We start from the raw sequence: 26,207 nt of genomic DNA, 5'->3' as shown, positions 1-26,207 counted from the left end.
TGTGGCGTCCCGACGCGGCCGGCTCCAGTTACAAGACGGCAAGGTGGATTAAAAAGAGGACAGCATTACAGCGCTGTCATCCTCGTGTTCTGATAAGGGCGAATGTATTCCCTTCTATATTGTAGGCGGCAGGTAATCGTGAGGTCATTGTTCGCGCTGATTTTCGGGCTGACCCTTCTGGCGACCGCGCCGCAGGCGGCCCGGGCCCAGACGCCCGAAGATCAGGAGCCGACCACGGTCGAGGACGTGGTGGTGCTGGCGCGGCGTTCCGGCGCGCCGATGTGGACGGTGACGCGGGGCGACAGCACCCTGATCCTGGTGGGCGCGATCACCGGCATCCCGCGCGACCTGCAATGGCGGCCCGACGATCTGGAGGCGGCGGCGGCGCGCGCCGGGCAGATCCTGACGCCGCAGGAGGGCCGGGCCTCCCTGACGGACGTGCTCCGCCTCGTCTGGCGCATGCGCACCATCGCCCGCATGCCCGCCGGCCAGACCAGCGCCGACTATCTGACGCCGGACTGGCAGGCGCGGCTGGAGGCCGTGATGGCTGGTGAGCGCAATCAGGACTGGCGGGGGAAGAGCCTGCTGATCCTCGGTTTCGACCTGATGCAGGAGAAGGCCGGCTACACCGGGGCCCGGGGCGGCGACGACGCCATGGACGTGATCCGCCGCGCCGCCCGCCGGGCCCGGATCGAGACGCGCCCGGTCGGCACGGTGCGGGGCGACGAACTGATCGACAGCCTGATCAGGGCGCCGCAGTCGGCCCACGTCCCCTGCATCGAGGCCGCCATCGCCGCGGCCGAGCAGGGGCCGGAGGCGGCGCGGGAGCGGGCCGGGGACTGGCGCGCCTCGCGGGTGGCGGAGGTCGTGGCCTCGCCGATCGACCGGGCGCTGAACCAGTGCTGGCCATGGGGCGACCCCGAGATCGCGCCCCAGCTTCACCAGCAGTGGGCGGCCGCCATCGAGACCGCGCTGATCTCGCCCGGCGTCACCATGGGCGTGGCCCCGCTGCGCCTGCTGGCCGAGGAGGGCGGCGTGCTGGACGGACTGGAGGCGCGCGGCCTCGAGGTGGTCGGACCGGAGTGGAAGGCCGAAGCGCCCGAGGCGGCCGGGGCCGAGGTCGGCGAGGTAGACTCCGAAACGGGAAATTAGACGGTCTATCGAGTCTACCCCGTCTACCTTGTCAGCCTTGAGAGTCCGGTTCATGCCGCGAGACCGGCGCGTCCCCGCGTCAATTCCGGACGCAGGCCGCGGTTGGGCGGATATTCACAGCGGCCACGCGCCGAACCGCGGTCACCCCGACCAGCCGCAATGGGTGAAAGCGGACTTTGGCGCATGTAGCTTGGCTGCATGACGGGAAGGATGAAAGCGGTGCTCTACTCAGACGCTCATTGCGAGATGGTTCTCGCCGGCTTCGGGATAAGCTCGCCAGACGACGCACTCATATGGCGTGACCGACAAGTTGGAGGGGCACTCATTTTGAAGAAAGCAAAGTCGCCAGAGATAGGGATCTCCGGACTCATCATTGAGAATGAGGAAGAAAACCAAGCGCTGGTGAGCTATCTGCTGGCCTGCGGCACCTCGCAAATCGCAGACATTCCGTACGTCGGCGATGCTATCGCGCGCCCTGCTTAGAGGCTTACTGAAGGTCCGCTTGGGGTCGGGAGCAGACCGTCGCCTAGGGGTGGGAAGTGGACACACCTACTCCAACACTTCGATCCCGATAACCTCGCCAGCTTCGTTGAGATCAAGGTGTATCTCCGGGCCAACGTAGTTTGGGATAAGGGCGCTTATTCTCACCATGCCCCTCACGCAGCCAGCTACGCCGGCGCCCGGATGGTTGGAGAGATACAAATACCCCACTGAAGGGTCTTGATCGCTTGGCTCAAATCGCACGGCGCACCTCGTTATGACGAGCAGGCTAATCGCGTCTCACGGTGTCCGCTATGGGTCGTGAGCCGACGGTCGCCCCGGGTTCAGACTCAAAACAGGGTCTGAACAGTCTGAACAGTCTGATCGCCCTCGCCCCGGCATGGGCGCGTCGTCCCGGGTGATCCGGACGAAAAACAGAGACCGGAGAGTCCGGTTGCGAGCGCGGACGACGGCCTCGGCGGCGCGTCGAAGGTTTCGATTGTCAAAGACCGGGTGCGCATTATCGGCCCCGGGCTTCCTGTGGCGGGAAGATCGGATCGGGAAACGGTCAGAGCGTTGATTGCAGGCGTTATTTTCCGATGAACCCGACTATGGATTCGCGGATTGCCAGCACAGCGTCACGGCGCCGTCTTCGCGATCGAAGCCCGAGGATGGTCCCGGATATCCCCCGGGCGTCGCGCAACCGCCGGGCCCTCGCCGGCACGCGGCGGACGCGGCACGATCCGCGGAACACCCGCCCGGGGGCAGGCCTTGCTGAGTACGGACCCCAGGTTCAATCGACATTCACCGTCGGGCAGGACCGAACTCTACCCATCGTCGTCATCCTCGGGCCAAGCCCGAGGATGACGGACGAAAGGGCGAGAACGTGGGGAAGTGACGGTTGAATGTCGATACAGCCTAGACCGCCGTGCCGCCCACGGTCAGGCCGCCGATCTTGAGGCTGGGCTGGCCGATGCCGACCGGGACGCCCTGGCCGGCCTTGCCGCAGACGCCGACGCCGGGGTCGAAGGCGAAGTCGTCGCCGATCATCCGGACGTGCTGCAGCGCCGTGGCCCCGTCGCCGATCAGGGTGGCGCCGCGCACCGGGGCGGTGATCCGGCCGTCCTCGATCAGATAGGCCTCGGTGCACTGGAAGACGAACTTGCCGTTGGTGATGTCGACCTGGCCGCCGCCGAAATTGGCGGCGTAGAGGCCGCGCTTGGTGGAGGCGATCATGTCGGCCTGGCTGTCCTTGCCGCCCTCCATGAAGGTGTTGGTCATGCGCGGCATCGGCATGTGGGCGAAGGACTGGCGCCGGCCGTTGCCGGTGGCCCGGGCGCCGAGCTGACGGGCCGACAGCCGGTCGTGCATCAGGCCGACCATGATGCCGTCCTCGATCAGCACGGTGCGCGAGGTCGGGGTGCCCTCGTCGTCGAAGCTGAGCGAACCGCGGCGGCCGGCGATCGAGCCGTCGTCGACGACGGTGACCCCGGGGGCGGCGACGCGCTGGCCCATCTTGCCCGAGAAGACCGACGAGCCCTTGCGGTGGAAGTCGCCCTCGAAGCCGTGGCCGATGGCCTCGTGCAGCAGGACGCCGGGCCAGCCGGCGCCGAGCACCACATCCATCTCGCCGGCCGGACAGTCGACGGCCTCGAGATTGACCAGCGCCTGACGCAGCGCCTCGTCGACCTGCCCCTGCCAGCGCTCGGGGGCGATCCAGGTCTCGAAGCCGGCCCGGCCGCCCGCGCCGGCGGAGGCGCTCTCGCGGCGGCCGTTCTTCTCGACCGTGACCGAGACGTTGAGGCGGACGAGGGGGCGCAGGTCGGAGACCCGGCGGCCGTCGCCGCGCAGGATCTCGATATGTCGGCGCTCGCCGACCAGCGAGGCCGAGACCTGCACGACCCGCGGATCCCGGGCGCGGGCCCAGGCGTCGATTTCGGACAGCAGGGCGATCTTGTCGGAAAAGGCCGGCGAGGCCAGCGGATCGACGGCGTCGTAGAGCTTTTGATTGGTGGCGCGGGGCGCCTCGGCGACGACGGCCGCGTGACCGGCCTTGGCCAGGGCGGCGCTGTCGGCGGCGCGGCGCAGGGCGGGGCCGCTGATCTCGTTGGCGTGGGCGTAGCCGGCGGTCTCGCCCGCCACCACGCGCAGGCCGAAGCCCTCGGCGGCGTCGTAGGCCGCGGACTTCAGCCGGCCGTCGTCGAAGACCAGCGATTCGGATTCGGAGCGTTCGAGGAACAGCTCCCCGTCGTCGGCGCCGCTCAGCGCGGTCTGGAGGATGGACAGGGCCTCGTCGGCGGCGACGTCGGCGGATTCGAGGATGGCGGGCGGCGAGGCGTGGAGGGTCATGCCGCTGAAATAGGGTGTGAGGCCGGCGAAGTCACCGGCCTCACCCCAATCGTCAGCGCTGGTTGACGTCGCCGGAGCCCGAAATGCTCTCGGTCACGCTGGCCGGGCGACGGGACAGATCGACGTCCCCTGACCCGGAGATGGTGATGCGGGCGGCGCCGGTCGGACCGACCACCGCCTCGCCGGATCCGGAAATATCCACGTCGGCGTCCCGGGTCACGAGGTCCGAAAGATCCGCCTCGCCGGATCCGGCGATGTCCAGATCGACGGTTTCGGTGCGGCCGACCGCGTCCACCTCGCCGGACCCCTCGATCGCGATGGCCAGGCTGGGCTGGTCGTAGTTGCGGATGATCAGGTCGCCCGAACTGGACAGTTCGAAGTTGCGCACGGAGGGCGCCGTGACCGTGATCCGCAGGCGCGGGCTGTTGTGCCAGCCGAACACGACGTGATCGCCGCGGTCGTCGTCGTCGAAGGTCAGGCGGCCGGCGGTGAGACGGAGGCCCTCGACCTGTTCGCGCGGACCGGTGACGACCACCGAGGCTTCATCGCCCTGGATGTAGGTGACCTCGGCCGCCACCTCGACCTCGAGACGATCGCCGCCGTCCCAGGCGAGGGTGCGGGTGACGCCGGGGCCGGGATCCCTGCGGGAGAAATGCACGGTGTGGCTCTCGCCGTCGTCGTCCCAGAAGGTCCAGTTTCCGCCGTTGCGGGCGATGTCCTGGCCGCCGAGGGCGAAGGCTCCGCCGAGGGCCGCGGCGCAGAGCACGAGGCTGGCGCCGGTGATGATCAGAAGGGTGCGGATCATGCGGGTCTCTCCTCAGGCCTGGGCTTGGGGTTCAAGGGCCGGCTTCAGCAGCCGGTAGTGCAGGCGGGCGTACCAGACGGTGGCGTTGACCAGCAGGATGGTGACGACGGCGGTCAGGGCGCCGATCGCCGTGGCGCCGGCCATCATGCCGAGGCCCCCGAGGACCGCCGCCAGCGGACCGCCGGGGAAGCCTGCGAAGGGTCCGGCCACCATCACCGCGCCGCCGCCTATGAACAGGCCGATGGCCGCCATGAAGAAGCCGAACAGCGCGCCGACGACGCCCATGGCGATCGGCAGCAGGATCAGGATGTCGATCGCGCCCAGCCCCAGCACCGCGAACACGGCGGCGGCGGCGGCGGACGGGTTCTTTTCCTGGTCCCAGCGACGGGCGCCGGCTTCGGCCCGAAGCTCGCGGGCGAGCCGGTCGGGATCGCCGAGGGCCGCGGCGACTTCCGCCTCGGTGCGGCCGGCGGCGGCGCCGTCCTCGAAATGCATCTCGTAGTCGGAGGCGATCTCGGCGGCGGCGGTGGCCGGCATGCCGACGAGGCCCCGCCTCAACCGGCCCATGAATTCGGCGCGGGTCATTGTTTGGCTCCCCTTTCAGATTTGGCGTTCTTGGCGACGGCGGGCGGCGGGGCCGGATCGGCGTCGGCGTTCATGACGTCCTCGACGGCGGTGACGAAGGCGCGCCACTCGGTGGTCTGGGCCTCGAGGGCGCGGCGGCCGGCGTCGGTCAGGCGATAGTATTTGCGCGACGGCCCGGAGGACGATTCGACCAGATAGGTCTCGACCTGGCCGTCGGACTGCATCCGCCGCATCAGCGGGTAGATGGTCCCCTCGCCCATGTCGATTGCGTCCGACAGGGTCGAGGCGATCTCATAGGCGTAGCTGTCGCGGCGATTGAGAAGGGCCAGCACACACAGTGTGAGCACCCCCTTCTTCAGCTGGATTTCAATGGTTTCAGGCACCTCGGCGTCTCCCTTGATGATCAAGAGGTATCGCAAGGTATCTGTCAGTGCAAGGTAGCTGTCCAAACATGACAGCGATTTAATCCGGTCGCCGGAGACGGGTGCGGCGTCCAATCGCTTGGCAAGCGCGGGGGAGGGCGATATGGACCGCGCCAAGAACCGCCGCGGGCCTCCGCCCCGGCGCCTGCTTGCGATTCACTCGCAGGCGCTTGCGACAGAACGGTTTAATGAGGATGTCTCGCATGGGGATGGGCACGCGGGCCCGGGGTCTGATCAGCAGCGGCGCGGCCGTCCTGGCCCTCGCTCTTTTCGCCGCCGGCTGTAACCAGGAGCCCGAGCGGATCGGCCAGCCGACCGACGGCGCCGTCGGGCTTCAGACGGCCGCCGCGCCGCTGATGCGCGAGGCGCACATGTTCCATGACGCCATCCTGATGCCGATCATCACCTTCATCTGCCTGCTGGTGCTGGGCCTGATCACGTGGATCGTCATCCGCTACAACAAGAAGTCCAACCCGGTCCCGGCCAAGTGGAGCCATAACACCCTGGTCGAGGTGATCTGGACGATCGTGCCGGTCCTGATCCTCGTCTTCATCTCGCTGTTCTCGTTCCGCCTGCTGTTCAACTATCACGACATGCCGAAACCGGACCTGACCGTGAAGGTCACGGGCAACCAGTGGAACTGGGCCTACGAATATCCGGACCAGGGCGTCGCCGAATACATCTCCAACATGCTGCCGGAAGAGGAAATCGCCGAGCGCGGCATGCCGCACAGCCTGTACCGCCTCGCCGCCGACGAGCCGATGGTGGTGCCGGTCGGCGCCAACGTCCGCCTGCTGGTCACCGCCGCCGACGTCATCCACGCCGTGGCCCTGCCGGCCTTCGGCCTCAAGACCGACGCGGTCCCGGGCCGGGTCAACGAGACCTGGTTCAAGGCCGAGCGTCCGGGCGTCTACTACGGCCAGTGCTCGGAGCTGTGCGGCGTCGACCACGCCTTCATGCCGATCCAGATCAACGTCGTCACCGAAGCCGAGTTCGCGACCTGGGTCGCCTCCAAGGGCGGCTCGATGACCCCGAAGACGCCGGCGCAGGCTCCGGGCGGCACGGCGGCGCAGATCGAGGCCGGCACCACCGGCGCGGTCGCCGCGCGCAATGTCTCCTCGGACGCCATGCGGAACGGCGCCGCCATTCCGGCCGCCGCCGGCGCCGCCCCGGCCGCCCCGGCGCCCGCCGTTCCCGACACCGCCGCCGCTCCGGCCGCCCAGTAACGATACGCGAGAGCCCCAAAGACCATGGCCACCGCAGCCGCGAACCTCGCCCACGACCACGACGGGCATCATGACCACAAGCCGGGATTCTTCACCCGCTGGTTCCTGTCGACCAACCACAAGGACATCGGCACCCTGTACCTGCTGTTCGCCATCATGGCGGGCATCGTGGGCGGCGCCCTGTCGGGCCTGATCCGCTGGGAACTGGCCGAGCCGGGCATCCAGATCTTCCAGGAGGGCTCGGGCGTCTGGCTGCTCGGCCTCGTCGAGCAGTCCAAGCACGGCTATAACGTGGTCGTCACCGGCCACGCCCTGATCATGATCTTCTTCATGGTCATGCCGGCGATGATCGGCGGCTTCGGCAACTGGTTCGTGCCGATCATGATCGGCGCGCCGGACATGGCCTTCCCGCGCATGAACAACGTGTCGTTCTGGCTGCTGGTCGCCTCGTGGATCCTGCTGATCACCTCGATGTTCGTCGACGGCGGCCCCGGCAAGGGCTTCGGCGGCGGGTGGACGGCCTATCCGCCGCTGTCGACCATGGGCCACCCCGGCCCGGCCTTCGACCTGGCGATCTTCGCCCTGCACGTGGCGGGCGCCAGCTCGATCCTCGGCGCCATCAACTTCATCACCACCATCTTCAACATGCGCGCGCCGGGCATGACCCTGCACCGGATGCCGCTGTTCGCCTGGTCGGTGCTGGTCACCGCCTTCCTGCTGCTGCTGTCGCTGCCGGTCCTGGCCGGCGCCATCACCATGCTGCTGGCCGACCGCAACTTCGGCACCAGCTTCTTCGATCCCGCCGGCGGCGGCGATCCGGTGATGTACCAGCACCTGTTCTGGTTCTTCGGCCACCCGGAGGTCTACATCCTGATCCTGCCCGGCTTCGGCATGATCAGCCACATCGTCTCGACCTTCTCGAAGAAGCCGATCTTCGGCTACCTCGCCATGGCCTACGCCATGGTCGCCATCGGCTTCGTCGGCTTCATCGTGTGGGCGCACCACATGTACACGGTCGGCATGAGCGTGAACCTGCGCGCCTACTTCATCGCCGCGACCATGATCATCGCGGTGCCGACGGGGGTGAAGATCTTCAGCTGGATCGCCACCATGTGGGGCGGCTCGATCAGCTTCAAGACGCCCATGCTGTGGGCGATCGGCTTCATCTTCCTGTTCACCGTCGGCGGCGTGACCGGCGTGGTCCTGTCCAACGCCGGCATCGATTACCCGCTGCACGACACCTATTACGTGGTGGCGCACTTCCACTATGTGCTGTCGCTGGGAGCCGTGTTCGCGATCTTCGCGGGCTTCTACTACTGGTTCGAGAAGATGTTCGGCGTGAAGTACAACGAGTACCTCGGCGCGACCCACTTCTGGATCATGTTCGTCGGCGTGAACCTGGTGTTCTTCCCGCAGCATTTCCTCGGGGCGCAGGGCATGCCGCGCCGGATCGTCGACTATGCCGATGGCTTCGCCATGTGGAACCACCTGTCCTCGATCGGCTATGCGATCACGGCCGCGGGCGTGGTGGTCTTCCTGATCATGCTGGCCGAGGCCGCCATCCGGCGTCGTCCGGCCGTCGACAATCCGTGGGGCGAAGGCGCCACGACCCTGGAGTGGACCCTGTCCTCGCCTCCGCCGCACCACCAGTTCAACGAACTGCCGGTGGTCAAGAACGACGAGCACTAGGACCGGCCAGTCCGGACCAAGGCATCGGGGGCCGTTCCTTCAGCGGAGGAGCGGCCCTCCGGCATTGTATGCGCTACCGCGCTTCGCGCTACTTGAGCGCGGTTTTGAGCGCTACCGCGCTTCGCGCCAGTTGAGCGCGTTGGAGACCCATGACCCGACCCGCCGCCGCCCCGTCGATCACCACGGCCCAGCCGGAAGACTACTTCCAGCTGCTGAAGCCGCGCGTGATGTCGCTGGTGATCTTCACCGCGGTGACGGGCCTCGTGGTGGCCGGCGGAGACATCGGCTGGCTCACGGCGGCCATCGCCATCCTGTGCATCGCCGTCGGCGCGGGTGCGGCCGGGGCGCTGAACATGGCGCTGGAAGGCGAGACCGACGCCCTGATGCGCCGCACGCGCGGACGGCCGGTGGCGGCGGGCCGGGTGAGCAAGAACGACGCGATGGCCTTCGGGGTCGTCCTGTCGCTGTTCTCGGTCATGCTGCTGGGCATGGCGACCAACTGGCTGGCCGGCGGCCTGCTGGCCCTGACCATCGTCTACTACGCCGGCTTCTACACCCTGCTTCTCAAGCGCCGGACGCCCCAGAACATCGTCATCGGCGGCGCGGCCGGCGCGTTTCCGCCGGTGATCGGCTGGGCGGCCGCGACCGGGACCGCGCCGTGGCAGGCGTGGCTGCTGTTCCTGATCATCTTTCTGTGGACCCCGCCGCACAGCTGGGCGCTGGCGCTGTATTCGGCCGGCGACTACGCCAAGGCCGGGATTCCGATGATGCCGGTGGCGCGCGGGGCGAAGAGCACCCGCCTGCAGATCCTCCTCTACAGCCTGGTGTTCGTGCCGGTGGCCATCGCGCCCGGGCTGTCGGGGCTGGGCGGGCCGGTCTATCTGGCGGTGTCGATCGCGGGCGGGGCGGGCTTCCTGTTGCTGGCCGCGCGGCTGTGGCGCTCGCGGGCCGGCGACCAGCCGGACAAGGCCGAGGCCGTGGGGCGAGAGGCCGCATTGTATGATGTCCGCGCGGAGGCCAAACCGGCGCGGAACCTGTTCGCGTTCTCGATCCTGTACCTGATGGCTCTGTTCGCGGCCCTGCTGGTCGAGAGCCTGACCCCGATGATGAGGCCGTAGCCGCCATGCGCCTGACCCCCGAAGAGCTCGCCGCCCGCACCCGGCGAAACCGGGCCCTGGCCGCCGTGCTGGTGGTGTTCATCGTGCTGGTCTTCACCACGACGATCCTGAAGCTGTCGGCCGACAGGGACCAGACCGCCGGCGGGCCCACGGCCCAGCTGGTCGTGCAGGAACCGTGAGGCGGCCGGCATGAACCGCAAGAACCTGATCGCCATCGCCTGCGTCTTCGGGGTGATGGGCATGACCGGCGCGGCCTTCGCCGCCGTGCCGCTGTACCGGATGTTCTGCCAGGTCACCGGTTTCGACGGCACGGTGAGCAAGGCCGACAAGGCGCCCGACACGGTGCTGGACGAGACGGTGCTGATCCGCTTCGACACCAACGTCCGCGGCCTGCCCATGACCTTCCGCGCCGAACAGGTCAGCCAGCGGGTGCGCATCGGCGAGACCGGCATCGCCTTCTTCGACGTGACCAACACCTCGGACCGGCCGATCCACGCGACAGCGGCGTACAATGTCGTGCCCGAACGGGCCGGGCCCTACTTCCAGAAGCTGCAGTGCTTCTGCTTCGAAGGGCAGACGATCCAGCCCGGCCAGACGATGAAATTCCCCGTCCAGTATTTCGTCGCGCCCGAGATCGCCACCGACCGCGAGAGCCGCGGCGTGCGCGAGATCACCCTCAGCTACACCTTCTATCCGACCAAGGGCGCCGAAGCGGGCGCAAACCCCGCCGCAGCCACTGGCGCGGCCGGATAGCGGACGCTATAGCCTGCCCCAATCCGACTCTCGACCGTTGCAAGAGACCCAGATGGCCGACGCCCACGCCGTTCCGCATCACGACTATCACCTGGTGAACCCCAGCCCGTGGCCGCTGGTGTCATCGATCGCCACCGTCATCATGTTCATCGGCGCCGTGGTGTGGATGAAGGGCCTGGTCCCGGCCGACTCCGGCCCGCTGGCCTCGGCCCTGCTGTCCGACGGCAAGCAGGCGCTGTTCTTCGCCGGTCTGGCGGGCGTGCTGGTGTCGATGGTCGGCTGGTGGGCGGACGTGATCAAGGAAAGCCGCCAGGGCGATCACACCCCGGTCGTGTCGATCGGCCTGCGCTACGGCATGATCCTGTTCATCGCCTCGGAAGTGATGTTCTTCGCCGCCTTCTTCTGGATGTTCTTCGAGATGGCGGTGTTCAACGAGGCGCGCGGCCACGTGCCCGAGATCGGCAACTGGGCCGGAACGGCCGCGGCCTGGGCCAATCCCGACGGCACGAGCATCTGGCCGCCGAAGGGCGTCGAGGCGCTGGACGCCTGGCAACTGCCCCTGCTCAACACCATCATCCTGCTGCTGTCCGGCACGACGGTGACCTGGGCGCACCACGCGCTGCAGGTCGGCGACCGCAAGGCCACCAAGATCGGCCTCGGCATCACCATCGCCCTGGGCGTGCTGTTCACCGCCATCCAAGCCTACGAATACAACCACATCATCCACGAGAACCTGTTCTTCAACGAAGAGGCCGCCAACTCGGGCCTCTATGGTTCGATCTTCTTCATGGCGACCGGCTTCCACGGCTTCCACGTGCTGATCGGAACCATCTTCCTGACCGTCTGCCTGCTGCGCATCCTCGCCGGCCAGATGACCCCGGAGAAGCATTTCGGCTTCGAGGCGGCGGCCTGGTACTGGCATTTCGTGGACGTGGTCTGGCTGTTCCTGTTCGCCTTCGTCTACGTCACCTTCGGGTGACGGAGAGGGCTCCAGTCCGAGACAATCAACCGGCGCGGATCAACCCGATCCGCGCCGGTCTGCTTTGCCGCTGCCCGAACTGCGGCAAGGGCCCGCTGTTCGCCGGATTTCTCAAGGTGGTGGAGCGCTGCGAGCCCTGCGGCTTCGACTTCAGCCGGCTGAACACCGGCGACGGCGCCGCGGTGTTCGTGATGCAGATCGCCGGCACGCCGGTGGTGTTCGGGGCGCTGTTCATCCAGATCGCCTACAGCCCGCCGATCTGGGCCATGGCGCTGGTGGCCCTGCCGCTGGTGGCCGGGTTGTCGCTGGGCCTGATGCGGCCGGGCAAGGCCGTCATGATCGCCCTGCAGATGCGGAACGAGGCGGGGCAGGCGCGCCATGAACACTGAGATGGCGAAGGGCCGGTTTCCGTGGATCCTGACCGTTCTGTCGGTGCTGCTGTTCGCCCTGCTGGTCTCGCTCGGCGTCTGGCAGGTTCAGCGGCTGCAGTGGAAACAGGCCCTGATCGCGCGGGCGGCAGCGGCGGCCGCGGCCCCACCCGGAGCCCCCGCCCATGTCCTCGGGGCGGACACTCCCGAGTTCCGCAAGGTGTCGTTGACCTGCCCTGGCCTGGCCACGGCGCCCTTCGTCGAACTCCAGACCATTCATGAGGGTCGGCCCGGGGTCCGCCTGATCTCGGCCTGCCGCCATCCCGGCTACGGTCAGGCCTTGCTGGTCGATCGCGGGTTCGTCGCCGATGTCATTTCCACCCGCCCGCCGGTCTCGGAGTCCGGCGCGCCGGTCCGGGTTGTGGCCGAGGTCCGGGACACCCCCGCCCCGGGGCCGATGGCCCTGGCCGCCGAAGGCCGGCGCTTCTACGCCCGCGACAACGCCGCCATGGCCCGTGCGCTGGACCTGAAGGGGCCCGTCGCGCCGTGGACCCTGTACGCCCTGACCTCGTCCAATCCCGAATGGCTGGCGCTGCAGCCGTCGGCCCCGCCCGCCGCCTTCTCGAACAACCACCTCGGCTATGCGATTACCTGGTTCGGACTGGCGCTGGCGCTGGCCGGTGTCTACATCGCCCTGCTTCGCCGAAAGCTGAAATCCTGACCGCCACGCTCCACACCCTGTCCAACGGCGTCCGCGTCGTCTGCGATCCCATGCCGGGCCTGCGCACCCTGGCCCTGACCGTCTCCGTGCGCGGCGGGGCGAAATGGGAGGGCAAGGCCCAGTCCGGCTGGTCGCATTGTCTCGAACACCTCGTCTTCAAGGGCGCGGGCGACATGGGCGCGCGCGAGATCGTCGAGCGGATCGAGGCGGAGGGCGGATCCCTGAACGCCTCGACCGGCTACGAGCGCACCAGTTTCGAGGTGCGGGCGCTGCACGGCTCCCTGCCGCTGGCCATGCAGGTGCTGTCGGATCTGGTGTTCCGCCCGACGCTCGATCCGGACGAGATCGAGCGCGAGAAGGACGTGGTGGCCCAGGAGATCGCCGAGGCCTTCGACACGCCCGACGACCACGTCTTCGAGATGGCCCAGACGCGCGCCTTCGAGGGCCAGCCGCTGGGGCGGCCGATCCTGGGCTCCGTCGCCAGCCTGAAGCCGATCACGCGGGCCCTGATCGGCGATTGGCGGGCGCGGCTGTATTCTCCCGACCGGATGGTGGTCGCGGCCTCCGGGGCGGTGGACGAGACCGAACTGCTGGCGCTGGCCGAGCGCTGGTTCGGCGGCGAGACGCCGACCCCCGCCGAGGCTCCGCCCACCCCCCGCTTCACCGGCGGCCACACAGCCCTGTCGCGCCGCATCGAACAGGCCAACATCGTCTTCCAGCTGCCGTCCGCCTCGGCTGCCGATCCGGCCTATGCGGCGGCGCGGCTGATGACCGAAATCCTCGGCGGCGGCATGGCCTCGCGCCTGTTCCAGAGCGCCCGCGAGGAGCGGGGGCTGGCCTACGCCATCGACGCCTATCACGAGCCCTACGAGGACGCGGGCCTTCTGGGCATCTACGCCGGGGCCGCGGCCGACCGGGCGGTCGAGCTGGCCGAGGTCTGCGCGGCCGAGCTTAAGGCGCTGGCCGACAGCGGGCCGACGGCGGCGGAACTGTCGCGGGCCAAGGCGGTGATGAACGCCGGCCTGTGGATGTCGGACGAGAGCCCGGCGGCGCGGGCCGGACGGGCGGCGGCGCAGGTGTTGATCTTCGGCGCCCCGATCGCGTCCCAGACCATGGCCGACCGGACGCTGGCCCAGACCGTCGATGACGTGCGCGCGGCGGCGGCGGCGTCGCTGTCGTCGGGCAAGGCGGCCACGGCGGTTCTGGGCCCGAAGGCGGCGGCCCCGGCCGGCCCTGCGTTCCGGGACGCCCTTTTCGGCTGATCGCCGGAGGGGTATTCTTTCAGGCATGGCCCTGCTGGACTGGATCAACGAGGCGACCGGTCCGGTCGTCAAGGGCGACGGCGTGACCCTGCGTCCTCCGCGCGGTCCGGACTACGAGGCCTGGGCCGCCCTGCGCCATCTGTCCCACGCCTATCTGCAGCCGTGGGAGCCGAGCTGGCCGGAGGACGATCTGACCCGCGTCGCCTTCAAGCGACGCCTGGCGATCTATGCGCGCGAGATGGACGCGGGCAACGCCTGGCCGTTCTTCATCTTCGCCGACGCGGACCAGGCGCTGGTCGGGGCCATCACCCTGTCGAACATCCGGCGCGGGGTCGCCGAGTCCGGAACCCTGGGTTACTGGATCGGCCGGCCGTTCGCGGGCCGGGGGCACGCCACAGCGGCGGTGCGGGCCATGGTGGCGCACGCCTTTGATGACCTCAAGTTGCACCGGGTCGAAGCGGCCTGCGTGCCGACCAATCTGGCGTCGCGCCGGGTGCTGGAAAAGGCCGGCTTCGTGCTCGAGGGACAGGCCCGGGCTTATCTTAAAATTAACGGCGCTTGGGCAGATCATCTCCTGTTCGGCCTCGTCAATGACGGCGCCGGGCGCGGCGGCTGACCTCGGGTGATCCCTGGCGCCGTCCTGTCGGGATCGTCACGCGTTTTGAACACACGCTCCAGAAGTCTGGCCTGGGACGCGACGACCGCCATCGAGGCGCTGGCCGCCGCCGACACCGCGCTGTGGATCTGGACCCCGTCGGACGACCAGATGCGCTTCACCGGCGCGACCCGCGCGCTCGGACTGGGTCCGCTGGCGCCGGAGTGCTCCGGGGCGGCCTTCACCGCCGTGGCCGTGCCCCACGACCGCTCTCTGGCCGAACGCATCCTCAAGCCCCAGGAGGAGGGGACCGAGGTCGCCGTGCGCCTGCGCATGCGCGATTCCGAGACCTGCATCTGGCGCGGCGTCTGGCTGGAGGACGGGTTGCGCGCCGCCGGGGTGGTGGCGCTGGAGACCAAGTTCGCGGCGTCGCACCGGGATCACCTGACCGGCCTGCTGGACCGCCGCACCTTCCTGACGCGCGCCGGCGAGACCCTGACCCAGCCGGGCGACTACGAAGTGGTGGTGGCCGACGTCGACCGCCTGCGCCGCCTCAATGAGGCGCTCGGTCACGAACGGGCCGATCTGGTGCTGGCGGCGCTCGGCGCGCGCCTCAACGGGGCTTTCGCGCCGGAGGCCAATCCGGCCCGCATCGGCGAGGACGAGTTCGCGGTGATCGTGCCGCGCGGCTCCGGGGCCGCCTCCGAACGCCTGCGCGAGGCGCTGGAGCAGCCGCTCCGGGTGGCGGGCTTCGACATCTATCCGACGGTCTCCATCGGCGCCGTGGCGGCCGAGGGCGGGCCGGACGCGTCCGATCCGGCCGAGCTGCTGCGCCGCGCCGAACTGGCCGTGGAGCAGGCCAAGACGGCCGGGCGCGGCGGGGCGGCGGCCTATGGCCGGGCGCTGGAGTCCGACAGCCTGTCGCGGCTGGCGCTGGAGGCCGACCTGCGCAACGCCTTCGTGCGCGGCGAGATCGAGCCCTTCTACCAGCCGATCGTGAACCTGGTGACCGGCGCCGTGGCCGGGTTCGAGGCCCTTGCCCGCTGGCGCCATCCGCATCGGGGCCTGGTGCCGCCGGACGAATTCCTCGGCCTGGCCGCCGAGATGGGCCTGATGAACGACCTCGGCCTGATGATGATGAGCCAGTCGGCGCGTCAGCTGGCCGACTGGCTGGCCCGGCACCCGTCGGCGGGCAATCTGTTCTGCAGCGTCAACCTGTCGGTCGGCGAGATCGAGCGCATCAATCTGGTCGAGGACGTGGCGCGGATCATCGCCGACGCCGGCCTGCCCAGGGGGGCGCTGAAGCTCGAGGTCACCGAGGGCGACATCATGCGCGACACCACGCGCGCCGCCGAAATCCTGACCCGGCTGCGCGAGGCCGGCGCCTCGCTGGCCCTCGACGACTTCGGCACCGGCTTCTCGTCGCTGACCTGGCTGGCCAAGCTGCCGTTCGATACGCTGAAGATCGACCGCTACTTCGTGCTGACCATGGACAAGGACGAGGGCTCGGCCAAGATCGTCAAGTCGGTGGTCAACCTCGGCCGCGACCTGTCGCTGGAGGTGGTGGCCGAGGGCGTCGAGAACGCCGGCCTGGCCAAGCTTCTGCTCGACGCCCAGTGCCATTACGGCCAAGGCTTCGGCTACGCCCAGGCCCTCCCGGCCCAGGAGGCCGAGGTCTATCTCAACGAGTCGCTGGCCGACGGCACGGCCCCGATCAAGGCGCGCTCGGCCTGATCGCTCAGGCCCGGCCGCTCTGCCCTGACAACTGCGCCGGGTCGATGCCCAGGCCGGCCAGGGCGCGCGCCCATTTGCCGTCGTAGTCGGGATCGAAGATCAGGTCGGCGTCGGCCTCGGCGGTGAGCCAGACGTTCTCGCCCAGCTCGTCCTCCAACTGGCCTTCGCCCCAGCCGGCGTAGCCGAGCAACAGCACCGCGCGGCGCGGACCGCCGACCGGATCGACCATGGCCGCGAGCGCCTCGCGCGTTCCCGTCATCGCCAGACCCTCGCCGAAGGCCAGGGAGGCGTCCTCGACGATCCAGTCGTCGGTGTGCAGCACGAAGCCGCGTTCGCGCTCGACCGGACCGCCGACCAGCACCGCCCGCCCGGAGGCGTCGTCCGGGGCGGGCGTGTCGAGCTTGGTCAGGACCTTCTTCAGGTCGACGCCCCGCGCCGGCCGGTCGAGACGCAACCCCATGGCGTGATCCGGGCGGTGGGCGCAGACGAGGATGACGGCGTGCTCGAACCGGGGATCGCTGATGCCGGGCATGGCCACCAGCAGCCGGCCGGCGAGGGAGTGGAATTGATCCATGTCCCTATCATCGGGGCCGGGGCCGGGCCGCGCAAGGCCGACCGGTCATCGAAAGGTTGGCGCGGCCCGCCGCAGCGCCTATCTGGATCGGGAGTTCGACCTTGAAACCCCGGAGCCTGCCATGACCGTCCAGATCGGCGACCGCATCCCCTCGGCCACCCTGACCCGCGCCACCGACGAGGGCCCGAAGCCAGTGTCCACCGACGAGATTTTCGCCGGCAAGACCGTGGCCCTGTTCGCCGTGCCCGGCGCCTTCACCCCGACCTGTTCAGCCAAGCACCTGCCCGGCTTCAAGGATCACCGCGAGGATCTGGCCGGCAAGGGGATCGACACCGTCGCCTGCCTGTCGGTGAACGACGCCTTCGTCATGGGCGCCTGGGCCGACAGCCAGGGCGTGGGCAAGGACGAGATCGTCATGCTGGGCGACGGCAACGGCGACCTCACCCGCGCGCTCGGCCTGTCGATGGACGCCAAGGGTTTCGGCATGGGCGAGCGCTCGCAGCGCTATTCGATGATCGTCAAGGACGGCGTCGTCGAGCAGCTGAACATCGAGCAGCCGGGCGAGTTCAAGGTGTCGTCGGCGGAGCATCTGCTGACGCAGCTTTGATCCCCATTCCGCTCATCCCGGCGAAAGCCGGGACCCAGTGCTTTGGATGGACGGTTTATCGGGTGCGGCTGGCAAGGTCGTCCTGAGGAGCCGGCGTCAAGCTGGACAGAACTGGGTCCCGGCTTTCGCCGGGATGAGCGGGTAGTGGAAAAAACCGACGTCTTCACTCCGGAACAGCGCAGCGCGGTGATGCGCCGCGTGAAGGGCCGCGACACGGCCCCGGAGCTGACCGTGCGCCGCATCCTGCGAGCGGCGGGGATCGGCTACCGGCTGGGGGGCGCCGGCCTTCCCGGGCGGCCCGATCTGGTCATGAAGGGGCGGCGCACGGCGGTGTTCGTGCACGGCTGCTTCTGGCACGGGCACGACTGCCCGCGCGGGGCCCGCAAGCCGAAGGCCAACGCGGACTACTGGAGCGGCAAGATCGGGCGCAACCGGGCGCGCGACGCCGCGGCGCGGGCGGCGCTGGAAGCCTCCGGCTGGCGCGTCATCACGGTCTGGGAATGCGGCATGAAAGCCCCTGACTTCGCCGACCGGCTGGTCGCCGGGGTGCGGGGTCAGGCGGCGGCGGTCTCGGCCACGGCCTCGTCCGGAGCGTCTTCTCCCGGGTGAGCCATGGTCATGACATGGGTGATGGCGCCCAGCAGCATCGGCGGCGTGATCGGCTTGGGCACGAAATAGGTCATGCCGGCCTCGGTGCAGGCGGCGATGTCTTCCGCCGAGGTGTCCGCCGTAACGGCGATGATCGGAACCAGGGCGTTGGGACCGTCGCCGGCGCGGATGCGGCGCGTCGTCTCGCGCCCGTCGAGCTCGGGCATCCGCACGTCCATGAAGATCAGGTCGAAGCTGGAGGTCTCGCAGATCTTCAGCGCCGCCATGCCGTCGGCGGCCGTGGCGATGTCGCAGCCGAGCGGCTGGAGGATCAACTGGATGGCGCGGCGGTTGATGTCGTGGTCGTCGACGACCAGAACCCGCATCGGACGGCCTTCGTCCTCATCCTCGTCCCCGGTCGGGCCGTCGACCGCCGCCGGGGCGGGCGGCTCGGCCGCGGGGGCGTTCGTCTCCGTCAGCGACTGGGCCAGGGGGCCAGGCGACGCCGGACTGGACGGTCGGGTCGAGACGCCGGTGGACAGGGCGCGGGCGACGGCGTCCCGGCTTTCCTGATCCAGGGCCGGCGCCGCCGTCGTCAGGACCTTGCCGGGTTCGAGCCGGAGGGCGAGCGTGAAGCTGGCGCCGTTTCCGATGCTGCTGCGGGCCGTCAGGCGGCCGCCCATAAGCTCGGCCAGCTGGCGGCTGATGGCGAGCCCCAGGCCGGTGCCGCCGTGCTGGGCGCTGACGCCGTCGGTGGTCTGGTCGAACGGCGTGAACAGGCGGGCCAGCTGATCGCGCGACATGCCCGGACCCGTGTCGGACACCTCGATCAGCACGGCGTGGCCGCCGGTGTCCTCGGCCCAAGCCTGGAAGCGCAGGGTGATGGAGCCCTCCGCCGTGAATTTCATGGCGTTGGAGATCAGGTTGTTGAGCACCTGCCGCAGCCGCATCGGATCGCCGCGGACCGAGACCGGCACCGTGGACGCGCCCTCGATCCGAAGCTTGAGCCCCTTGGCCCGCGCCGGCCCGCGCCACAGTCGCGTCGACTGGTTCAGCAGCTCGCGAAGATTGAAGTCGACCGCATCGACGGTCATGTGGCCGGCGTCGAGTTTGGCGTGGTCCAGCAGGTCGTCCAGCAAGGCCTTCATCATGAAGCCCGCGTCGCTGATCAGCCGGGCCTGGGCCCGGGCGGAGCTGTCCGACGCCCCGCGCTCCAGCTCGGCGGAGCCGGTGAGGATGGCGCTGATCGGGGTGCGCAAGTCATGCCCGACGGCGGCCAGGAAGGCGCTGCGCCCCTCCATGATGCGTTCGGCGGCGGCCCGTTTCTCTTCGGCCTCGATCCGGGCGGCGGTCTCGGAGACCCGCGCCTGGTTCATCCGCTGCCAGGTCGACAGGCAGTAGGTGATGAAGACGGCGACGGCGATCGAGGCGGCCATGACGAAGGCGGGCGATGCGCCGTAAGCGGCCATGAAGAAGGGCGTCGTGGCGAGATAGAGGAATTGCGGCGTCACCGTCAGAACGAGGACGGTCATCGACCGGGGGGCGTTGATCATCGAATAGATGGCGCCGGCCGACAGCAGCATGGAGGCGCAGATGCCGCCCATCGGTCCGCCCACGAGCCACAACGGCACGGCCAGGCTGCCGAAATAGCTGGCGTTGACTATCAGCAGGAGGCCGCCGGCGACATTGCGCGCGCCGCCCAGGTCATCCGTCCGGCCGGAGTTGACCGGGCTGAAAATCCACAGGTCGACCAGCTGGACCAGGAAATAGCCCAGCACCCAGCTGACGCTGAGCGACCAGCCGAGCAACGGGCTGAACACCAGGGCGCTGGCCGCGGCCATGCCCAGCCGTTGCAACAGCGCCTTGCGCCGTTGACGGATGGCGCCGGCCCAGGTGGAGTCGAGGGCGGCGGCAGGCATGTTGGCTTTGGCGATCGCCATGCGGCTCCCCCGGACCGGGCGTATTCGCCCGTGCGGCATCATGGCCCATGGGCCCTAACGCTCCGTCAACGCCCGGCCCCCACGGCCTCGCCGGCTGTGGAAAAGCCGTCGGCGCGCAGGCGGGCGGCGAGGTCCCGCTTGATCCGCCCGACGAGGCCGGGACCCTCGTAGACGAGGGCGCTGTAGACCTGCACGGCCGATGCCCCGGCGCGCAGGCGGGCATAGGCTTCGGCGCCGGAATCCACCCCGCCGACGGCGATCAGCGGCAGGCGTCCGGCCGAGACCTCGGCCGCCGCTCGCAGGGCCGCCGACGCCCGCGCCTTCAGGGGCGCCCCCGACAGGCCGCCGGCCTCGCCGCGATCCGGGGACCGCAAGGAATCCGGGCGATCCAGCGTCGTGTTCGACACGATCAGCGCGTCGATGCCGTGGTCGAGAGCGGCCTCGACGATCAGGCCGATCTCCCCGGCCGTCAGGTCGGGCGCGATCTTGAGGAAGACCGGCGTGGGATCGCCCCCGCGGGCCTCGGCCAGCCGCCCGAGCAGGTCGTCCAGGGCGGCCCGCCCCTGCAGGTCGCGCAGACCGGGCGTATTGGGCGAGGAGACGTTGACGGCGACGTAGTCCGCCAGCCCCTTCAACCGCGTCAGGCCCGCGACGTAGTCCGCGGCCTTGTCGTCCGTGTCCTTGTTGGCCCCGAGATTGGCGCCGATCACGGCCCCGGCGGGACGGCGGGCCAGCCGGGCGGCGAAGGCCTCCAGCCCCTGGTTGTTGAAGCCCATGCGATTGATGATCGCCCGGTCTTCCGACAGGCGGAACAGGCGCGGCCGCGCATTGCCCGGCTGGGCCCGGGGGGTGACCGAGCCGCACTCGACAAAGCCGAAGCCCAGCCGCGACAGGCCCCGCAGCGCCTCGCCGTTCTTGTCCAGACCGGCGGCCAGCCCCACCGGATTGGACAGGGGCAGGCCGGCGACGACGGTCGCCAGCACCGGATCGTCGGCGGGCGGCGCGGGCAGGGGGGCGAGCCTGAGCGCCTGGACGGCCAGCCGGTGTGCGGTTTCCGGGTCGAGGAGGCGCAGGGCGGCGGCGCCGAGGTCGGTCAGGGCCATCCGGTCGCTCCGTCGTCAAATCGCATGATCCCGTCCGCGTCGACCGACAGGCTCCGTTCCCAAAGGGCGGCAGCCTTGGGCAGGGGGCCGAACAGATGGGGGAACAGGGCTCCGCCTCTCGAGGGCTCCCAGCGCAGGTCTTCCAGGTCCGGCAGATGGACCGCGACCAGCAGGAGATCGTCGCGCCCGCGGAAGTGTCGGGCCGCGGTTTCGGCCAATTGCCCGGCCGTGGACATGTGGATGTAGCCGTCCGCCCGATCCACCGCCGAACCGGAATAGAACCCGTCCGCCGCCTCATACTCGGCCCGGTCCACCAGCTTGTAGGCGAGGTCGGTCATCCGGCGGCGAGGTCGCGCGGCTGCAGATAGCCTTCCAGCGTACGGCGGCCCGCGGGGTCGACGCCGAAAACGGCCGCGGCCCCCGGCGGGAAGCCGCCGCTCATGCGGTCGAGGATCGCGGGGGAGGCGGCGCTCTCGACCAGATATTCCACGGCCAGCAGATGGACGCCGGGATTGTGGGCCACGACCATCAGGCAGCCGGCGTCATCCTCGACGGCCTCGACCAGCCGCCGGAGCGTGTCGGCGCCGCCGTTGTACAGCGCCTCGTCGTCGCGGACCTGGACGTCGCCGAAGGCGTCGTGGAGCAGATCCCAGGTCTGGCGGGTGCGCGCCGCCGGGGACACCAGCGCGAGGTCCGGCCGCAGGTCGCGCGCCGCCAGGCCGCGTCCCATGGCGGCGGCGTCGACCCGGCCGCGGGCCGACAGGGCCCGGTCGCGGTCGCGCCCCGAACCCGCGGCCCGTTCGGCCTCGGCGTGTCGCATCAGGATCAGTCTCTGCATGTCCGCCCTTTAGGGCCTGCCGCCCCGCCTGCAAAGCGGGGGAGACCGGTCAGTGGCGAACCCGGCGGCTCCGCGACGCGGGCTGGGGGTGCAGGGCCGGCGTCAGGACCGTGACCGGGGCCGTCGCGCTGCCCGGATGCACCCGCGCATAGGCCTGACGCGTCGCTTCCAGCAGGATCACTCCGGCGGCCCCCGGCATGACCCGTCGTCCGATCTGTTCGAAGCCGTCGCCGAACGGCAGCAGCGGCCCCCAGGGCGGCACATACAGGGTCTGCGACCAGGCGGTGGGCTCGAGCCCCGCGTCGCGGACCAGACGCTCCAGCTGGCGCCGGGTGAACGGCCGGCCGTGGCCGAACGGGGTCGCCTCGACCCGGGACCACAGCCCGCCCCGCGCGGCGGCGATCAGGATGATGCGCCCGGCGGGCGACAGCGCCCGCACGGCCTCCAGCAGCAGGCCGGGCGCGTCTTCCGCCTCTTCCAGCGCGTGGACCAGCAGGATGCGGTCGAAGCTGCCCGCCGCGAACGGCAGGCGGCGATCGTCGACCAGGACGGTGCGGTTGCGGCCGACGGAGGGCCACAGCTCCACCCCCTGTCCTCCCGGCATGGCGGCGACCACCCGGCGGGCTCCGACGAAGGCGTCGAGCCATGGCGTCGCATAGCCGATGCCCAGCACGTCGCACGCGGCGGCCTCGCCCCAGGCGTCGTCCAGCCGGCGGGCCAGCAGCCGGCGGACCAGCGCGCCGGCCGGTTCGCCGTAGAAAATCCGAAGGTCCTCGATGCTGCGTCGCATGCGATCACCATAGGCCGCGGGAGGGCCCGCTGCTAGAATGCGGCATGCCCCTGGACGTTCGCCTGTTTCCCTGCCTTTCCGACAATTATGGTTTCCTGGCGCGGGACACGGCCACGGGCGCGGTGGCCACGATCGACACGCCGGACGCCGACGCCATCCTGGCCGCGCTGGAGCAATCGGGCTGGGGGCGGCTGGACCTGATCCTCAACACCCACTGGCACCCGGACCACACCCAGGGCAACGCGGCCCTCAAGGCGGCGACCGGCTGCGAAATCATCGGGCCCGAGGAGGTGCGCAAGGCCGCGCCGCTGGACCGGGTCGTCCGCGGCGGCGATGTCGTGATGCTGGGCGAGACGGCGCTGGAGGTGACCGACACCCCCGGCCATACGCTGGGCCATATCGTCTACCGCGACGCCCCGGGCGGCCACGCCTTCGTCGGCGACACCCTGTTCGCGCTCGGCTGCGGCCGGCTGTTCGAGGGCACGCCGGGGCAGATGTGGGACAGTCTGCAAAGGCTCGCCGCCTGGCCGGACGAGACCACCGTCTGGTGCGCCCACGAATACACCGCGGCCAACGCGCGGTTCGCACTCAGCCTCGACGACCGGCCGCAGATGGCGGCGCGCGCGGCGGCGATCGTCGCGGCGCGGGAGCGGGGGCAGCCGACGATCCCGACCACGATCGGGGCGGAGAAGGCGTTCAACCCCTTTCTGCGCGCCGCCGATGCCGCTGACTTCGCCGCGCGCAGGGCGGCCAAGGACCGTTTCGCGGGCTAGCTAGTCCCGGGGCAGGATGGCCCGGATCACCCGGGCCGACGACGGCCGCCCCGCCATGCCCTCGCCCGGATCGACGGTGACGGTCAGCCGGCCGCGGGCATAGGTCACTCCCGCGCGGGAGCCTTCGACGATGGTGATGCTGCGCAGATCGTCGATGTACTGCCGGGCGGTCGGCGAGCGGGCGATGCGGATGACCGCCTCGGTGGTGACGATCAGCGCCTCGACGCACAGAGCCTCGGACTGTTCGCCGCCCAGATTGACCTCGACCAGCCGGCCGACGGCCTGGCTGACCATGTGGCTGCGCTGGGCCATGAGGCGGAACAGCAGGACCGGTCCGAGGGTCGGCGGCGTCAGGCTCGGGCCGGAGCCGGTGAAGGAGGCCGGCGAGCCGCCGGGGGCGCGCGGCGTGTAGATGGTCATGCCGCCGCTGGGCGTGACCCTCAGCACCTGCTCGCCCGCGTCGTTGCGGTAGATGACGTCGCCGCGAGGGGCGGCGCTGGGCCTCAGCACCCAGGTCTCGTCGCGGCGGTCGAAACGGAGCAGCGGATGGCGTCCGGACCGGTCGAGGATGAAGCCCTCGCCGGACTCGGCCACATAGCGGCCCACGGGCGGCAGGGCGACCGAGGACGGGCCGCGGTCGCGCAGGGCCCGGCTTTGCTCGGCCTGGGCGTTGCCGCGGTTCTGGGCCGCCGCTTCGGCGACGATGGACGTCAGCGACAGCGCCGCAGCCGCGAGGGCGATCGCCATCGCGGCCGGAAGCGGCCCTCGCGCCGTTCTGACCCTCGCCGTCAACTCCATGGCGACTTTCGTGGAATCGCCGCGCGGCGGATTTTGGGCGGAGGGAGCCTAGCCGACGAGATACTGACCGCCGTTCAGCGACAGGGTGCAGCCTGTGACATATCCGGCACGTTCGCCCGCGAGCCAGGACACCATGTCGGCGATTTCCTCGCCTTTTCCGAGTCTTCCGACGGGGATCTGGGCGACGATCCCGGCCAGCACCTTCTCGTCCATGGCCCCGACCATCTCGGTGTCGATATAGCCCGGCGCGATGCAGTTCACCGTCACTCCCTTGCGGGCGTTCTCCAGCGCCAGCGCCTTGGTGAAGCCGATCATGCCGGCCTTGGCGGCGGAATAGTTGGTCTGGCCGATCTGGCCCTTCTGGCCGTTGATCGAGCTGATATTGACGATGCGGCCGAAGCCGCGGTCGCGCATGCCGTTGATGACCTGGCGCGTCATATTGAACACGCTGTCCATATTGACCCGGATGACGTCGGACCACTGGTCGCTGGTCATCTTGTGGAAGAAGCCGTCGCGGGTGATGCCGGCGTTGTTGATCAGGGTGTCGATGGGGCCGAGCTCGGCCTCGATCTCGGCCACGGCCCGCTGACAGTCCTCGAACGAACCGACGTTGCCCTTGACCACCATGACGCCCAGTTCGCGCGCGGTGGCCTCGGCCGCCTCGACATTGCCGGAGTAGCCGGCGGCGACCAGCATCCCGTCCTCCTTCAGACGCTGGGCGATCGCCTTGCCGATGCCGCGGGTGCCGCCCGTGACCAGAGCCACTCGTGCCATGTCCGTTTCCTGTCCTGCGAGCGGCGGCCTCTCACCCGGGCCGCCTGCATATGGATACGCTTTAACCCGCGAGCCGTTGCGCGGGAAGCGTGTGGTCAAGCCGTCTTGTCGAACCGGCTCATGTCGATGACGAAGCGGTAGCGGACGTCAGACCGCTCCATCCGGGCGTAGGCCTCGTTGATCTGGTCCGGTGCGATGACCTCGATGTCGCTGGCGATGCCGTGCTCCGCGCAGAAATCGAGCATCTCCTGGGTCTCGCGGATGCCGCCGATCAGCGAGCCGGCCACGGCGCGCCGGCGCCACAGCAGGCCCAGGGCGTAGACCGGCAGGCCCTCGGTGGTCAGGCCCAGCATCACCATGGTGCCGTCGCGCGCCAGCAGCTGAACGTGGCTGGCGATCTCGTGGGTGGCCGACACCGTGTTGATGATCAGGTCGAACTTCTCCGCCGCCGCCTGCATCGCCGTCTTGTCGGAGTTGATGAGGAAATGCTTCGCGCCCATCCGCTCGGCGTCCGCCTTCTTGCGGTCGGAGGTGGACAGGACCGTCACCTCGGCCCCCATGGCCGCCGCCAGCTTGACTGCCATATGGCCGAGGCCGCCGAGGCCGATCACCGCCACCTTCGACCCGGGCCCGATCTTCCAGTGCTTCAGCGGGCTGTAGGTGGTGATGCCGGCGCACAACAGGGGCGCGGCGGCGTCCAGCGGCAGGCTGTCGGGGATGCGCAGCACATAGTTCTGGTCGACGGTGATCCGGTTGGAATAGCCGCCCTGGGTGATCGCCTGTCCGACCTCGGCGCCCTTGGGATCGGGCCAGCCATAGGTCTGGGTGAAGCCGGGCACGCAGTATTGCTCCTCGCCTTCGCGGCAGGCGGAACAGGTGCGGCAGCTGTCGACCATGCAGCCGACGCCGACCCGGTCGCCCGCCCTGAACTTCGTCACATTGGCCCCGACGGCGGTGACGACCCCGGCCATCTCGTGCCCCGGGACGACCGGATAGCGGGTGTTGCCGAGGTCGTTCTTCGCCACGTGCAGGTCCGAGTGGCAGACGCCGCAGAATTTGATCTCGATGGCCACGTCGTCCGGGCCCGGGTCGCGCCGGTCGAAGCTGTACGGCGACAGCGGGGCGTCGGCGGCGGTGGCGGCGAAGGCGCGGGTGGCGATGGGCATCGAGGGTCCTCGGCGGAG

30 protein-coding genes are annotated in these 26,207 nt (G+C 69.7%); 16 read left to right on the top strand and 14 right to left on the bottom strand.

From position 1 onward, the window contains the following. The first annotated feature begins 138 nt into the window (after positions 1 to 138). Together VEB62_RS10005 and VEB62_RS10000 are read left to right on the top strand one after the other, a co-directional pair. On the top strand, positions 139 to 1,152 hold the full coding sequence (locus VEB62_RS10005) for a TraB/GumN family protein (RefSeq protein WP_414642018.1): 1,014 nt from the start codon (positions 139 to 141) through the stop codon (positions 1,150 to 1,152). A 210-nt stretch (positions 1,153 to 1,362) separates the two neighbouring features. Beyond that, positions 1,363 to 1,635 carry a hypothetical protein gene (locus tag VEB62_RS10000; protein ID WP_324798790.1) on the top strand — a complete coding sequence of 91 codons (273 nt, stop codon included), beginning with the start codon at positions 1,363 to 1,365 and terminating at the stop codon, positions 1,633 to 1,635. A gap of 66 nt (positions 1,636 to 1,701) precedes the next feature. Here VEB62_RS10000 and VEB62_RS16700 read toward each other — a convergent pair whose 3' ends face one another. The 5 genes from VEB62_RS16700 to VEB62_RS09980 all read right to left on the bottom strand — a co-directional run bounded on the left by VEB62_RS16700 (position 1,702) and on the right by VEB62_RS09980 (position 5,754). Then, complete coding sequence (locus VEB62_RS16700) at positions 1,702 to 1,803, bottom strand: DUF2283 domain-containing protein (protein ID WP_414642020.1); 102 nt, start codon at positions 1,801 to 1,803, stop codon at positions 1,702 to 1,704. A 747-nt stretch (positions 1,804 to 2,550) separates the two neighbouring features. After that, positions 2,551 to 3,981 (bottom strand): metalloprotease TldD, encoded by a 1,431-nt coding sequence (gene tldD / locus VEB62_RS09995; RefSeq protein WP_324798788.1) that lies wholly within the window; start codon positions 3,979 to 3,981, stop codon positions 2,551 to 2,553. 52 nt (positions 3,982 to 4,033) lie between these two features. After that, positions 4,034 to 4,786: a GIN domain-containing protein gene (locus VEB62_RS09990; RefSeq protein ID WP_324798786.1), complete on the bottom strand. Its 753-nt coding sequence runs from the start codon at positions 4,784 to 4,786 to the stop codon at positions 4,034 to 4,036. Between the two features lie 12 nt (positions 4,787 to 4,798). Next, positions 4,799 to 5,371 (bottom strand): DUF1700 domain-containing protein, encoded by a 573-nt coding sequence (locus tag VEB62_RS09985; protein ID WP_324798784.1) that lies wholly within the window; start codon positions 5,369 to 5,371, stop codon positions 4,799 to 4,801. Beyond that, positions 5,368 to 5,754 carry a PadR family transcriptional regulator gene (locus tag VEB62_RS09980; protein WP_324798781.1) on the bottom strand — a complete coding sequence of 129 codons (387 nt, stop codon included), beginning with the start codon at positions 5,752 to 5,754 and terminating at the stop codon, positions 5,368 to 5,370. The genes VEB62_RS09985 and VEB62_RS09980 overlap by 4 nt, the downstream gene beginning before the upstream one ends. Before the next feature lie 227 nt (positions 5,755 to 5,981). Here VEB62_RS09980 and coxB point away from each other — a divergent pair, with 227 nt between their 5' ends. From coxB to VEB62_RS09925, 11 genes are all read left to right on the top strand, one after another. Then, positions 5,982 to 7,019 carry a cytochrome c oxidase subunit II gene (coxB, locus tag VEB62_RS09975; RefSeq protein ID WP_414642017.1) on the top strand — a complete coding sequence of 346 codons (1,038 nt, stop codon included), beginning with the start codon at positions 5,982 to 5,984 and terminating at the stop codon, positions 7,017 to 7,019. A gap of 24 nt (positions 7,020 to 7,043) precedes the next feature. Further along, positions 7,044 to 8,708: a cytochrome c oxidase subunit I gene (gene ctaD, locus VEB62_RS09970; protein ID WP_324798778.1), complete on the top strand. Its 1,665-nt coding sequence runs from the start codon at positions 7,044 to 7,046 to the stop codon at positions 8,706 to 8,708. A 149-nt stretch (positions 8,709 to 8,857) separates the two neighbouring features. Next, positions 8,858 to 9,826 (top strand): heme o synthase, encoded by a 969-nt coding sequence (locus VEB62_RS09965; protein ID WP_324798775.1) that lies wholly within the window; start codon positions 8,858 to 8,860, stop codon positions 9,824 to 9,826. A 5-nt stretch (positions 9,827 to 9,831) separates the two neighbouring features. After that, the gene (locus VEB62_RS09960; RefSeq protein ID WP_324798772.1) at positions 9,832 to 10,005 is read left to right on the top strand and encodes a cytochrome c oxidase system small membrane protein; all 174 of its coding nucleotides are present in this window, start codon (positions 9,832 to 9,834) and stop codon (positions 10,003 to 10,005) included. A gap of 10 nt (positions 10,006 to 10,015) precedes the next feature. Continuing rightward, positions 10,016 to 10,579: a cytochrome c oxidase assembly protein gene (locus VEB62_RS09955; protein ID WP_324798769.1), complete on the top strand. Its 564-nt coding sequence runs from the start codon at positions 10,016 to 10,018 to the stop codon at positions 10,577 to 10,579. A 52-nt stretch (positions 10,580 to 10,631) separates the two neighbouring features. Then, on the top strand, positions 10,632 to 11,558 hold the full coding sequence (locus tag VEB62_RS09950) for a cytochrome c oxidase subunit 3 (protein WP_324798766.1): 927 nt from the start codon (positions 10,632 to 10,634) through the stop codon (positions 11,556 to 11,558). Continuing rightward, entirely contained in the window at positions 11,555 to 11,947 is a 393-nt protein-coding gene (locus tag VEB62_RS09945; protein ID WP_324798763.1) for a DUF983 domain-containing protein, read from the top strand. The genes VEB62_RS09950 and VEB62_RS09945 overlap by 4 nt, the downstream gene beginning before the upstream one ends. Further along, positions 11,937 to 12,647 carry an SURF1 family protein gene (locus tag VEB62_RS09940; protein WP_324798760.1) on the top strand — a complete coding sequence of 237 codons (711 nt, stop codon included), beginning with the start codon at positions 11,937 to 11,939 and terminating at the stop codon, positions 12,645 to 12,647. Before VEB62_RS09945 ends, VEB62_RS09940 begins: the two co-directional genes overlap by 11 nt. Positions 12,648 to 12,697: 50 nt before the next feature. Then, positions 12,698 to 13,909 (top strand): M16 family metallopeptidase, encoded by a 1,212-nt coding sequence (locus VEB62_RS09935; protein WP_324798758.1) that lies wholly within the window; start codon positions 12,698 to 12,700, stop codon positions 13,907 to 13,909. 25 nt (positions 13,910 to 13,934) lie between these two features. Beyond that, on the top strand, positions 13,935 to 14,525 hold the full coding sequence (locus VEB62_RS09930) for a GNAT family N-acetyltransferase (RefSeq protein WP_324798755.1): 591 nt from the start codon (positions 13,935 to 13,937) through the stop codon (positions 14,523 to 14,525). A 45-nt stretch (positions 14,526 to 14,570) separates the two neighbouring features. Beyond that, positions 14,571 to 16,238, top strand: a complete 1,668-nt coding sequence (locus VEB62_RS09925) for a putative bifunctional diguanylate cyclase/phosphodiesterase (protein ID WP_324798753.1) — start codon at positions 14,571 to 14,573, stop codon at positions 16,236 to 16,238. A gap of 4 nt (positions 16,239 to 16,242) precedes the next feature. On the opposite strand, the gene VEB62_RS09920 is transcribed toward VEB62_RS09925, so the two are convergent. After that, positions 16,243 to 16,812, bottom strand: a complete 570-nt coding sequence (locus tag VEB62_RS09920) for a YqgE/AlgH family protein (RefSeq protein WP_324798750.1) — start codon at positions 16,810 to 16,812, stop codon at positions 16,243 to 16,245. Between the two features lie 121 nt (positions 16,813 to 16,933). On the opposite strand from VEB62_RS09920, the gene VEB62_RS09915 reads away from it, so the two are divergent. Together VEB62_RS09915 and VEB62_RS09910 are read left to right on the top strand one after the other, a co-directional pair. After that, on the top strand, positions 16,934 to 17,419 hold the full coding sequence (locus tag VEB62_RS09915) for a peroxiredoxin (RefSeq protein ID WP_324798747.1): 486 nt from the start codon (positions 16,934 to 16,936) through the stop codon (positions 17,417 to 17,419). A gap of 144 nt (positions 17,420 to 17,563) precedes the next feature. Next, positions 17,564 to 18,028: a very short patch repair endonuclease gene (locus tag VEB62_RS09910; RefSeq protein ID WP_324798745.1), complete on the top strand. Its 465-nt coding sequence runs from the start codon at positions 17,564 to 17,566 to the stop codon at positions 18,026 to 18,028. On the opposite strand, the gene VEB62_RS09905 is transcribed toward VEB62_RS09910, so the two are convergent. From VEB62_RS09905 to VEB62_RS09885, 5 genes are all read right to left on the bottom strand, one after another. Beyond that, positions 17,974 to 19,947, bottom strand: a complete 1,974-nt coding sequence (locus VEB62_RS09905) for an ATP-binding protein (protein ID WP_324798743.1) — start codon at positions 19,945 to 19,947, stop codon at positions 17,974 to 17,976. The genes VEB62_RS09910 and VEB62_RS09905 overlap by 55 nt on opposite strands. Before the next feature lie 65 nt (positions 19,948 to 20,012). After that, a complete protein-coding gene (locus VEB62_RS09900) occupies positions 20,013 to 21,050 on the bottom strand; it encodes a quinone-dependent dihydroorotate dehydrogenase (protein ID WP_324798740.1) in 1,038 nt (345 codons plus the stop codon). After that, positions 21,041 to 21,388 (bottom strand): DUF952 domain-containing protein, encoded by a 348-nt coding sequence (locus VEB62_RS09895; protein WP_324798738.1) that lies wholly within the window; start codon positions 21,386 to 21,388, stop codon positions 21,041 to 21,043. Before VEB62_RS09895 ends, VEB62_RS09900 begins: the two co-directional genes overlap by 10 nt. Beyond that, positions 21,385 to 21,888, bottom strand: coding sequence for a SixA phosphatase family protein (locus tag VEB62_RS09890; RefSeq protein WP_324798736.1), 504 nt, complete (start codon positions 21,886 to 21,888; stop codon positions 21,385 to 21,387). Before VEB62_RS09890 ends, VEB62_RS09895 begins: the two co-directional genes overlap by 4 nt. 49 nt (positions 21,889 to 21,937) lie before the next feature. Further along, positions 21,938 to 22,678, bottom strand: a complete 741-nt coding sequence (locus tag VEB62_RS09885; protein ID WP_324798733.1) for a class I SAM-dependent methyltransferase — start codon at positions 22,676 to 22,678, stop codon at positions 21,938 to 21,940. A 44-nt stretch (positions 22,679 to 22,722) separates the two neighbouring features. Here VEB62_RS09885 and gloB point away from each other — a divergent pair, with 44 nt between their 5' ends. Then, the gene (gloB, locus tag VEB62_RS09880) at positions 22,723 to 23,451 is read left to right on the top strand and encodes a hydroxyacylglutathione hydrolase (RefSeq protein WP_324798730.1); all 729 of its coding nucleotides are present in this window, start codon (positions 22,723 to 22,725) and stop codon (positions 23,449 to 23,451) included. Here the strand turns inward: gloB and VEB62_RS09875 are convergent, their stop codons facing one another. The 3 genes from VEB62_RS09875 to VEB62_RS09865 form a co-directional block, all read right to left on the bottom strand. Further along, a complete protein-coding gene (locus tag VEB62_RS09875; RefSeq protein WP_324798726.1) occupies positions 23,452 to 24,198 on the bottom strand; it encodes a DUF4908 domain-containing protein in 747 nt (248 codons plus the stop codon). 99 nt (positions 24,199 to 24,297) lie between these two features. After that, on the bottom strand, positions 24,298 to 25,023 hold the full coding sequence (gene phbB, locus VEB62_RS09870) for an acetoacetyl-CoA reductase (protein ID WP_324798723.1): 726 nt from the start codon (positions 25,021 to 25,023) through the stop codon (positions 24,298 to 24,300). A gap of 95 nt (positions 25,024 to 25,118) precedes the next feature. Beyond that, positions 25,119 to 26,189 (bottom strand): NAD(P)-dependent alcohol dehydrogenase, encoded by a 1,071-nt coding sequence (locus VEB62_RS09865; protein WP_324798721.1) that lies wholly within the window; start codon positions 26,187 to 26,189, stop codon positions 25,119 to 25,121. Between the last annotated feature and the right edge of the window lie 18 nt (positions 26,190 to 26,207).

It is taken from the genome of Brevundimonas sp., from assembly GCF_035626975.1.
Taxonomy (GTDB): domain Bacteria; phylum Pseudomonadota; class Alphaproteobacteria; order Caulobacterales; family Caulobacteraceae; genus Brevundimonas.
This window is presented reverse-complemented; position numbering and strand designations above follow the sequence as displayed.

Excerpts from the sequence above, each read along its gene's own strand:
- VEB62_RS10000 (WP_324798790.1), top strand. The coding sequence starts at position 1,363 with ATGAAAGCGGTGCTCTACTCAGACGCTCATTGCGAGATGGTTCTCGCC.
- VEB62_RS16700 (WP_414642020.1), bottom strand. The coding sequence starts at position 1,803 with ATGGTGAGAATAAGCGCCCTTATCCCAAACTACGTTGGCCCGGAGATA.
- tldD (WP_324798788.1), bottom strand. The coding sequence starts at position 3,981 with ATGACCCTCCACGCCTCGCCGCCCGCCATCCTCGAATCCGCCGACGTC.
- VEB62_RS09990 (WP_324798786.1), bottom strand. The coding sequence starts at position 4,786 with ATGATCCGCACCCTTCTGATCATCACCGGCGCCAGCCTCGTGCTCTGC.
- VEB62_RS09985 (WP_324798784.1), bottom strand. The coding sequence starts at position 5,371 with ATGACCCGCGCCGAATTCATGGGCCGGTTGAGGCGGGGCCTCGTCGGC.
- coxB (WP_414642017.1), top strand. The coding sequence starts at position 5,982 with ATGAGGATGTCTCGCATGGGGATGGGCACGCGGGCCCGGGGTCTGATC.
- ctaD (WP_324798778.1), top strand. The coding sequence starts at position 7,044 with ATGGCCACCGCAGCCGCGAACCTCGCCCACGACCACGACGGGCATCAT.
- VEB62_RS09965 (WP_324798775.1), top strand. The coding sequence starts at position 8,858 with ATGACCCGACCCGCCGCCGCCCCGTCGATCACCACGGCCCAGCCGGAA.
- VEB62_RS09960 (WP_324798772.1), top strand. The coding sequence starts at position 9,832 with ATGCGCCTGACCCCCGAAGAGCTCGCCGCCCGCACCCGGCGAAACCGG.
- VEB62_RS09955 (WP_324798769.1), top strand. The coding sequence starts at position 10,016 with ATGAACCGCAAGAACCTGATCGCCATCGCCTGCGTCTTCGGGGTGATG.
- VEB62_RS09950 (WP_324798766.1), top strand. The coding sequence starts at position 10,632 with ATGGCCGACGCCCACGCCGTTCCGCATCACGACTATCACCTGGTGAAC.
- VEB62_RS09940 (WP_324798760.1), top strand. The coding sequence starts at position 11,937 with ATGAACACTGAGATGGCGAAGGGCCGGTTTCCGTGGATCCTGACCGTT.
- VEB62_RS09935 (WP_324798758.1), top strand. The coding sequence starts at position 12,698 with ATGCCGGGCCTGCGCACCCTGGCCCTGACCGTCTCCGTGCGCGGCGGG.
- VEB62_RS09930 (WP_324798755.1), top strand. The coding sequence starts at position 13,935 with ATGGCCCTGCTGGACTGGATCAACGAGGCGACCGGTCCGGTCGTCAAG.
- VEB62_RS09920 (WP_324798750.1), bottom strand. The coding sequence starts at position 16,812 with ATGGATCAATTCCACTCCCTCGCCGGCCGGCTGCTGGTGGCCATGCCC.
- VEB62_RS09915 (WP_324798747.1), top strand. The coding sequence starts at position 16,934 with ATGACCGTCCAGATCGGCGACCGCATCCCCTCGGCCACCCTGACCCGC.
- VEB62_RS09905 (WP_324798743.1), bottom strand. The coding sequence starts at position 19,947 with ATGGCGATCGCCAAAGCCAACATGCCTGCCGCCGCCCTCGACTCCACC.
- VEB62_RS09900 (WP_324798740.1), bottom strand. The coding sequence starts at position 21,050 with ATGGCCCTGACCGACCTCGGCGCCGCCGCCCTGCGCCTCCTCGACCCG.
- VEB62_RS09895 (WP_324798738.1), bottom strand. The coding sequence starts at position 21,388 with ATGACCGACCTCGCCTACAAGCTGGTGGACCGGGCCGAGTATGAGGCG.
- VEB62_RS09890 (WP_324798736.1), bottom strand. The coding sequence starts at position 21,888 with ATGCAGAGACTGATCCTGATGCGACACGCCGAGGCCGAACGGGCCGCG.
- VEB62_RS09885 (WP_324798733.1), bottom strand. The coding sequence starts at position 22,678 with ATGCGACGCAGCATCGAGGACCTTCGGATTTTCTACGGCGAACCGGCC.
- gloB (WP_324798730.1), top strand. The coding sequence starts at position 22,723 with ATGCCCCTGGACGTTCGCCTGTTTCCCTGCCTTTCCGACAATTATGGT.
- VEB62_RS09875 (WP_324798726.1), bottom strand. The coding sequence starts at position 24,198 with ATGGCGATCGCCCTCGCGGCTGCGGCGCTGTCGCTGACGTCCATCGTC.
- phbB (WP_324798723.1), bottom strand. The coding sequence starts at position 25,023 with ATGGCACGAGTGGCTCTGGTCACGGGCGGCACCCGCGGCATCGGCAAG.
- VEB62_RS09865 (WP_324798721.1), bottom strand. The coding sequence starts at position 26,189 with ATGCCCATCGCCACCCGCGCCTTCGCCGCCACCGCCGCCGACGCCCCG.